The 8,089-nt window shown below is 66.5% G+C and carries 4 protein-coding genes, 3 pseudogenes and 1 riboswitch; of the genes and pseudogenes, 1 reads left to right on the top strand and 6 read right to left on the bottom strand.

All coding sequences use genetic code 11. The annotated features are described in order from the left end of the window. Positions 1-197, top strand: a pseudogene (locus ACZ7HQ_RS44240) (protein translocase subunit SecF); the annotation flags it as partial. Between the two features lie 1,347 nt (positions 198-1,544). Here ACZ7HQ_RS44240 and ACZ7HQ_RS44235 read toward each other — a convergent pair. The 6 genes and pseudogenes from ACZ7HQ_RS44235 to ACZ7HQ_RS44210 form a co-directional block, all read right to left on the bottom strand. After that, complete coding sequence (locus ACZ7HQ_RS44235; RefSeq protein WP_471002992.1) at positions 1,545-1,760, bottom strand: hypothetical protein; 216 nt, start codon at positions 1,758-1,760, stop codon at positions 1,545-1,547. 413 nt (positions 1,761-2,173) lie between these two features. Next, positions 2,174-2,623, bottom strand: a complete 450-nt coding sequence (locus tag ACZ7HQ_RS44230) for a spore-associated protein (protein WP_471002989.1) — start codon at positions 2,621-2,623, stop codon at positions 2,174-2,176. 348 nt (positions 2,624-2,971) lie between these two features. After that, entirely contained in the window at positions 2,972-3,697 is a 726-nt protein-coding gene (locus ACZ7HQ_RS44225; protein ID WP_471002986.1) for a transglycosylase family protein, read from the bottom strand. 4 nt (positions 3,698-3,701) lie between these two features. Then, positions 3,702-3,842: riboswitch (cyclic di-AMP (ydaO/yuaA leader) on the bottom strand. Between the two features lie 142 nt (positions 3,843-3,984). Continuing rightward, positions 3,985-4,826, bottom strand: a pseudogene (locus ACZ7HQ_RS44220) (IS30 family transposase). A gap of 151 nt (positions 4,827-4,977) precedes the next feature. Further along, positions 4,978-5,559: a hypothetical protein gene (locus ACZ7HQ_RS44215; RefSeq protein WP_471002983.1), complete on the bottom strand. Its 582-nt coding sequence runs from the start codon at positions 5,557-5,559 to the stop codon at positions 4,978-4,980. A gap of 803 nt (positions 5,560-6,362) precedes the next feature. Then, positions 6,363-7,011, bottom strand: a pseudogene (locus ACZ7HQ_RS44210) (SulP family inorganic anion transporter); the annotation flags it as partial. Positions 7,012-8,089: the final 1,078 nt, after the last annotated feature.

The following is an 8,089-nucleotide window of genomic DNA, read 5'->3' as shown; positions in this document are numbered from 1 at the left end:
TCGTCGCCGACCTCAAGGAGCGCGAGCCGGCGATGAGGGCCCTCACCAAGCGGGTCCTGGCCAAGCGCGCCCAGGCCGCCGCCGAGGAGGACCTCACCGCGGACCGCTCCGCCGAGGACGACGACACCGCCCCCGCCGTCGTGGGCCCCCGCAACCGGGGCCGTGGCCGCGGCCGACGCTCCAGGACGCGCCGATGACCAGCAGCACGTCAAGAGGACATCGCGGTGGAGGCCTGACCAGGCCGGTTGCCTCCGAGTGGGTCTGCGAACGTCACGATAGGGCGTTCTTTGACTCTTATATAGGGGGACTGGGTGGCGGCGGCTTGGCGGTGGCCGCTATCCCTGAGCCCCAACTCTTTGGCGGCACAATGCTCACAGTGCCGCTGAAGCCGTTGGACCCGTCGCCTCTCCCCGTGGGCGACGGGGCCAACACATGGAGGGAGCGGCACTCCGCCGCCAAGGTCACCCTCGGGCACGTCGAGATACCGCATTCCTTGCGGCCTGCTGGAGCGCTCGGGGCCGGACGCATCGACCGAGACCAGCCGGGGCGGCCACGGCACGAGACCGCGTCTGTCCTTTCACCCGTGCCTGGCCTTGAACACTACGATTCTCATCAGGGAATGGCGTTTCCCATGAGTCTTCGCCGTCGATAAGGAACGCAGCATACGGCGTACTGCGGAGCGGCTGAGCATGTCGGTCCGAGGGGGCTCCCATTCCGTTTGGCCGCACGGGGCATGCCGGCAGGTGGATAAGATTTCGGCAACGGTAAGGGGGTCATTCATGGTTGCGCCTCTCCTTGTCACGGGTTGCTGATAGCCATCCTTTCCAGCCAGCCAACCGAATCGCCCGGACAAACGTAAGCGTGTGTGCTCGGAACGCAGACGCACAACGTGGCCACCCCCTGGTGTGCGGCGCACACCCGTGCACAGCCGCGCACTCGGTGGGTACGTCGCTCGCACCCCGAACGCCTGCCGCGTAAGCGTCTCGGAAACCGGATGAGGAGAACAGGACCACAGCGTCGACACGAGGCACGGCTGACGTACCCACGAGAGCAACTGGATCGAGTACCTCGCCGGCGGGCTCTCAGACTTTCCAAGCGGATAAGGTCCTCCACGCCGTCGGGTGCCGCTGGTGCGGCCCGCCGAGGCAAAAGCATGCCGCACGAACCCGCACCCGTCTGCCGGCATTGGTGGGCTCAACGACCGCGGACGAGGGCACGAGTCGTTCAGGCAGTGCCAGATCGGCCTGGTGCAATTGTCGGTTGCCAGCCGTGACTGACCGACAGGGTTCCCACGCCCGAACGGGATCGCCGGACTCGGTTTCCGGCCGAACGTCCGGCGACCCCGACGGCATGCGGTGCGGACGCGCCTGCGCTGCGGAACGCGCCCCACCATCGTCCGGGCATGATCCGACCAGGGGCCCGCGCACGGGAAGATGAGCAGGGCGCCGCCGGTGAGAAGGTGCAATGCCGGTCAACGCTCTCCGCAAGGGGCCTTGGCCGGGCTTCCCCGCCCTGCGAGTCCCGCAGGCTGCCGAGGCCGATATTCAGTCGATACCGCGAACAATGTTGGTCTCCGACGGGTCCTCGTCACAACCCGCGAGGCAGATCGCCGGCGCTTGTCCTGGCAGCGTGGCTTGCCTCGTGCCATCGACGGCAAGAGGATCGAACATCATCCCCGCCACGGAAAGAACTGCGCCGACGCCCTTGCCGCGTCTGTCCTGGGCATCGGCTGCTGTCTCACGTAGGTGCCTCCTGGTCATATCTGCCTCCACCGTACCGAGCGATCGAAAGCCCCATCCCTTTCGAATGCCCTGTCTCACAGTCAGCAGGAGAGCGTCGAAAGACGACGTACCGGAGCCCTTCGTTGCGCAGGGAAGTCGGGGTGGGCCCTTGCGTCTGACTGTCCACCCCGACCGATGCCCCGCCCACGCACCCCTGTGATGCAGACGGGGCACGATCAGTAGACCGGCCGCGTGGTCAACGGCGGAAGGCAGTTCAGCCGCTGGGGGCGTGAACGTGTTGAAACCTGGTCCGTTCTCAGCGGTGTTTCCATCGCCGGCCTGCCGTGACCGCGCCACAGTTACGTGGCTGAACATGCAGAGGGATGACCGGGCGCGCTGTTGTCCGGCGCTGACGTAGGGACCGATGCGGCGGCCGGACATGGAGGGGCAGGTCAACGGGTGAAGGTGACCCGGTGTTCCTTCAGCGCGGAGCAGTTGGAGCCGGTCACCTGGACGAACACCTTGTCGATGTTGCCACCCCAGTCGACGCAATGGCCCTCGCCGTGGACGCCGGCCGGCCCCGCGAACAGCGTGTACCGACCGTAGTCCTGGGCGCCCTTGTCGGTGTCGGTGACGTAGACCCACGCGGACATGGCCAGCGCGGCGCCCGCCTTGTTGCGGATGGTCGCGACGCAGTTCTTGCCGTTCGAGGAGTTGTACGTCAGATAGACGGTGCCGAGCGAGCCGACGGGAGCAGAATTCACGGTCTTGTACCCCTTCCCGCCACAAACCTTCTGCGGTGTGGTGGTGGCAGCGGCGGAGGCGGGCGTCAGGGCGCCTGTGGTCCCCAGCGATAAGGCGGCTAATGCGGCGATGGTGAGAGCGGAACGAGAAAAACTCATCTTTCCCCCTTGCGGATCTCGGAGGCGGTGCATCTGTGTCGTGTGATCCGCGAGGCATCCGCATGACGCGCCCTGCCCACAAGGAGGTGCCGGAGTCGAGCAGTCTCTGCGCGCGGTCCGGCTGTCAGATCTCGAAGGGCTCGCTCAATGGCGTTGTTGCAGTGTGGCGCGACACCGGACTCTCGCGTGTCGACCCGGCGCCATGCTCCATGAAACGAATATTTCGGACATTCTTCAGTCTTCTAGGCTAACACAGCCGAACCGGCCCCTCGGGGAGCTGACGCCCCGGTGGATGAGCTACAGCACCACCCACCGAACGTCATGGCAGGGCGAAGACCCGGCGTTGGCCTACTTGCCCAGTCGGAGCTGCTGACCCGGGAAGATGAGGTTCGCGTCCGCGACGATGCCCTTGTTCAGCTCGAACAGTTCCTTCCAGCCGCCGGCCACGCGGTGCTTGACGGCGATGGAGCTGAGCGTGTCGCCCTTGACGACCTTGTACTCGCCCGAACCGTGAGAGGTGACCCGCTGGTCCGTGGAGCGGGTGGTGGCGCTGGAGCCTGTGCTCGCGCCTTCGCCGGAATGGGTACCAGTGCTCTCGTCGGAACCGGCACGAGTGCTCTCGCGGGCGCTGGTTTCTCCGGAACCGGTGTCAGTGTTCTCGCGGGCGCTGGTTTCTGCCGACGCGGAGCCGACGGAGTACGAGGTGCTCGACAGACCTGTCCCGCAGACCGGCCAGGCACCCTTGCCCTGGCCCGCGAGGACCTTCTCGGCGACGGCTATCTGCTGCGCCTCGCTGGCGAGGTCGGCACGCGCGGCGTAGGCGGTACCGCCGTACGCGACCCAGGTGGAGTTGGTGAATTGCAGGCCGCCGTAGAAGCCGTTGCCGGTGTTGATGGACCAGTTGCCGCCGGACTCGCACTGGGCAACGGCGTCCCACTCGGAGGCGGTGGCGGCGGAGGCGTTGCCGGCCGCCATCAGCGGGGCGGCGACGGCGGCGCCGGTCACGCCGACGAGAGCGATGACGCGGATGGCCTTGGACGGACGGCGGCGCTTGCCCTTGCCGGATAACAGCATGGATCGATCCCCTCACCGACGCCTGCGAAGTGAGCTGCCGGGTTCGGGCCGGTTGAGTTGCCCGGCCGCGCACTCGCTCTCGCGAGGTGCGGCTTCACCCCCAGCCGGTACCGGCGTCAACCGCCAGGTCCGGCACTTACCTTGGGTCTCCCGCTCCTGCCCACGGCGCTTGACGCGACGACTGTTCCCGGGCAACCGCTGGCAGGATTCGGCGTTGCGGCAGCCGAGGCTCACGATGGTGAGCAGTCACGACCGTAAACACGCAATTCCCGGAACGCCAAAAACGATCAGGGCTTCTGAGATCTATCTCTCACAGCATTAAGTGAGCCTTCACTCTGATGTGTGGGAACACGGGCTTCAGCAGGCGTCTTCAAACCGAGCGTTTTCCGGGGTCTGCTGTTGAGAGCGTGAGCAACAGCTCGTCGGCGTCCCATCGCGGCACGTCTGTTCCTTTGGGAAAGTACTGGCGCAAGAGGCCATTCGTGTTCTCGTTGGTGCCCCGTTGCAGGGGCTGCGCGGGTCGGCGAAGTACCCCTCCAGCCCGGTGCCGACGCTCAGTTGGGTGTGCTGGCCCAGCTCCTTGCCGCCGTCCCAGATCAGCGAGCGGCGCAGTTGCTCGGGCAGCGTGGTGATCGTGGTGGCGATCGCGTCGTTCACGGCCTCGGCGCCACGGCCGGGCCATTCCTGGCCCGTGGCTCGACACCGTAGCCGTCCCATCGGGGCGGTTGCAGCAGCATGGTGAACCGGATTCGGGGAAGTCGAACTTCAGCCGGTTCGAGATCTACTCCGGGCTCCAAGCCGGGGCCCACCTGCGGTCTTCTCGTCGCGGCTTGTTACGGCCCTTCCAGGCTGCGGCCTGAGGTCCTGGCACTGGCGTCCCCTCAGGTCGGTGGACCTGGCCGGAGAGCCGCTCTTGGCAACTCCCGGGAGATGGTCGCCGGGTCACGACCGAGCCGGCGAGTGATCTCACGAACCCCAGCTTGCTGGGCTGTCATCAAGGCGATTTCTTCGCGTTCCTCGCTGGTCAGCCCTTTGGTGCGATCTCCCGCCAGAACAACCGTTCTGCATCTCGGCGAAGCGACGGTTTCCCAGGCGACTTCATCGGCGCCCTGCCCGTCGGCGCCTTCATCCATCCCGCTGGCCTGCCCATCAACACCTCCAAGATCGAGGTGCTGCGATGACCAGTTGAATCCGCCCACTGCCCGATCCACGCACTGTCGACTCGGACCGGGCCATTTTCTTGACCAAAACAATTGTTGGCCGCACGGAATGAAGTATCTTCATCGTCGTTGGCGGGCGGCCTGCTTGTTCTGGCCGAGGTCGGCGCCGATGTCCTCGCACACCACGCCGTATGCCAAAGCCCGGGCAACGGCGAGTGGTTCAAGATGGTCGGCGAGCTCGCGCAGTTGGCGGATCAGGGTGAGGGCTGCGCGGGGGCGCTCGTCCGCCAACTCTCCGAGGGTTTCGCCAAGCTCGCCGATCCGGGAGCGGTAGCAGTCGGGGACTACCGGGGACACGGCGTGTTCGGCGGCTTTCGCGTGTGCCATCCATTCACCGAGGGCCTCGAGGCCTTGGCCATCGTGGCGGGTGAGCGCGCCTGAGGTGATCGTTCCGCCATCGGGGTCGTAGGGGAGTGAGCAGCCTCGCCAGCCGCAGGTGCAGGCCGGTTGGAGAGCCGCAGGTTGCGGCAGGCGTTCGGGAGCCGGCCCCTGCCAGTTGCCCGCGCGGCGGTCCGGGCAATCAGTGAAGTTCCGCTCGATCAGGACGCGGCCGCTGCGATAGGTGGGAATGGAACCGTCGTCCAGGACACCAAGGGTGAATCCACTGTGGCCGGGAGAGCCCGAGGGAAGGTCCCAAGACACGGCTACACCTCCCGGCCGGGGAGTCCGGCTACGGTGCCGGGGCCGAACTGGTTCGACGCATGCCGCGCGACACAGGCGACGGCATTGAATTCACACCGGTCCGCGAAGGTGCGCACGCGCGCGGGGAGCGGGACCGGCGTCATGGTCGGATTTATCCACATGCCGCTACCATGTCCGCAATCGCCCATGCCGTCTACAGAATCGGCGGTTCTTAACGCAAAGGCGCTGCCTGCGCACGCCCGGCATTCCGACTTGCTTCCCGATTCCGCGTGCAGACCGAAGGATCTGTGCAGGAGCGTCCCCCACCACACCCGCATGGGCGGGGCAGAGTCTCCGCACTGGCCGGCCCGGCAGTCCGGTGAGCCTTCGCCACGCCGCGACCGCAGTCACCCTACGAACGACCGCTCGTACCGGTACGACCATTGTTCGGTGCACCGAACAGTTATGTGGAAAGGCCACACAGTTCCCGCTCTCGCCTTGCCCCTGGCTTTCCTTACATGATTTCTTTTACCTCGCAGCGCGCCGCCTGAACGGCGGAGGCGGCCCGCCGCTCCATCCGACGGACGCCACTGGTCCCGTCCATCGCGATGGAAACGCGTCTGGCCCCTCGCGACACTTGTGAGGGGCCAGTTGCAGCCGGCGGTCTGCCGACTTCCCGTACACAGAACACCCTCCTGCTCCGCAGCTGCTCAACCCTCCAGACCCCCGCTGACCCGTACATCCCCCGGCGGATCAGCGGACAGACGGGCCCCGCCCCTCACGGGGCGGGGCCCCGTTGCACATGGTGCTTCAAAAGGCCTGCGTCACTGGGAACTTGTCAGCATCTGGACCGGCTCGGCACTGACCGCTCCTCGACGCTCAACCCAGTTCTCCAGGGCCGTACGGCAGGCATGGTCCAGGTCGTGGAGGCCGGAGAGATCCACCTCCACCGGACGGTCCTGGGGAAGGGATTCCAGCGTGTCGACAATCTTCGGCAGCCGGAGGAAGGTTCGCGTTGCTTGACAGGTGCGCCCGGATCGGTCCGGCACCCTTGTCGACGACCGCCAGCTTCACGTGCGAGGCTTCCCAGGCGGTCTTGACGCCAGGGCCAGACCGATCAGCACACCCTCGAACATGTTCACATGACGATCGCGACGGCGGATACGACGAGGATCAGCGCCTCTCCACGGTGTTCCCGCCACAGTGAGACGACCTGCCGGAACGGGATCAGCTTCCAGCCGTCATGTACCAGGACACCTGCCAGGGCGGGCAGCGGAATCATCGCCAGCGCGAACGGCAGCAGCGCCACGAACAGCCCGTGCAGGACTCTGGACGTCTTGGTCTCGCCCCCGGCTGGGCACTGGCAGCGCTGCGCACGATCACCACGTTGATGGGCAGCGCGCCCAGCGCGCCGCCGACGGCGTTCCCCACGCCCTGCGCCATGAGCTCCTTGTCGTACGAGTGATCAGGGCCGGAACGACCCGGGAGTCGTAGCAGGTGATGAACAGGACCTGACTGGCCGTCGGCGAGCTTGGGGAACTCCTCAGGGCGCTGTCCAAGGCACGGGCATCGTCGATGAGGGGACTGCATGTGTGGTGTTCCTCCTGCCACGCTGGGGGCATATCGGGCGTCAAGCGATCCCCGGGCCGCGACGAAGTGGTCTCGCTCACGGACCGCTCCTCGGGACGTGGCTCTCCAAAAGGGAGGTGCCGGTTGGGTTGCCCTCGGATAGTCCGACCGCTGTGGCTGCAGGTCAGTGGCCTTCCGGCACGCCCAGGCTCCTCCTGGACGTGTTCACTCCCATTGGTTAGGACGCAGCTCGCCATCCTTTGTTACGGCCGTATTCCTCATCTCTGTAAGAGGTCATCCGCCTGCCGCCCAGTACCGCCGGGAGGGCAGGACAGGGTCGAGAGCCACCGGGTCGCGGGCGGGGCGCAGCACAGGAGCCAGCCCGCCGCTGGTTGCTCCCGCACGACGTGGTCCAGCTGACCGCGCTTGACAGAACCACAAGGAAACGCCCCGCATCGGCGAATCCGCCGCCACGACACCGAGCTCCCACCACCGCTTGGGCCCGCCGCCCAGGGGGGACAAGGCGACGGGCCGACAACTGGAGCGGTGCGGTGCGTGTTCGCCGCCACGGGATTGAAGGTCAGGACCAGCCGCTCCGGAGTCTCAAGCCGCCGGCCCTGACCCTCAACCCTGCTTATAAAGAGAAAAAAACACTCCGACCATGACGGACTCGGCCGCACGCCTGGTGTAAAGGTCAGTGCGTCACGCTGGGGAAGGTCGTCCTCTCTTCATCCGGGTTGGACGCGAAGATGGCGCAGGCCTTGCTGTGGGCCGCTGCCGGCAGGTGTCCAGCAGCGCCGGTGGCCTTGTTGGGCCCATCACGCTCAGGCAGACACAGCGACCGCACATCCACGGAGGCACGCGGTAGTGCGTCGGGCTTGGCTGCGGATCGTGCCCCTCTTCGTGGTGTTGGCGATCAATCGGTAGGCGTGTTCGGGTTGTTGGGTAGCGCGGGGGCGCTTTCGGGGCGGTCGTGGTAGAG

The sequence above is a fragment of the Streptomyces sp. NPDC037290 genome (genome assembly GCF_055603245.1).
Note: the sequence above shows the minus strand (reverse complement) of the source record. Positions and strands in the feature narration are given on the sequence as shown.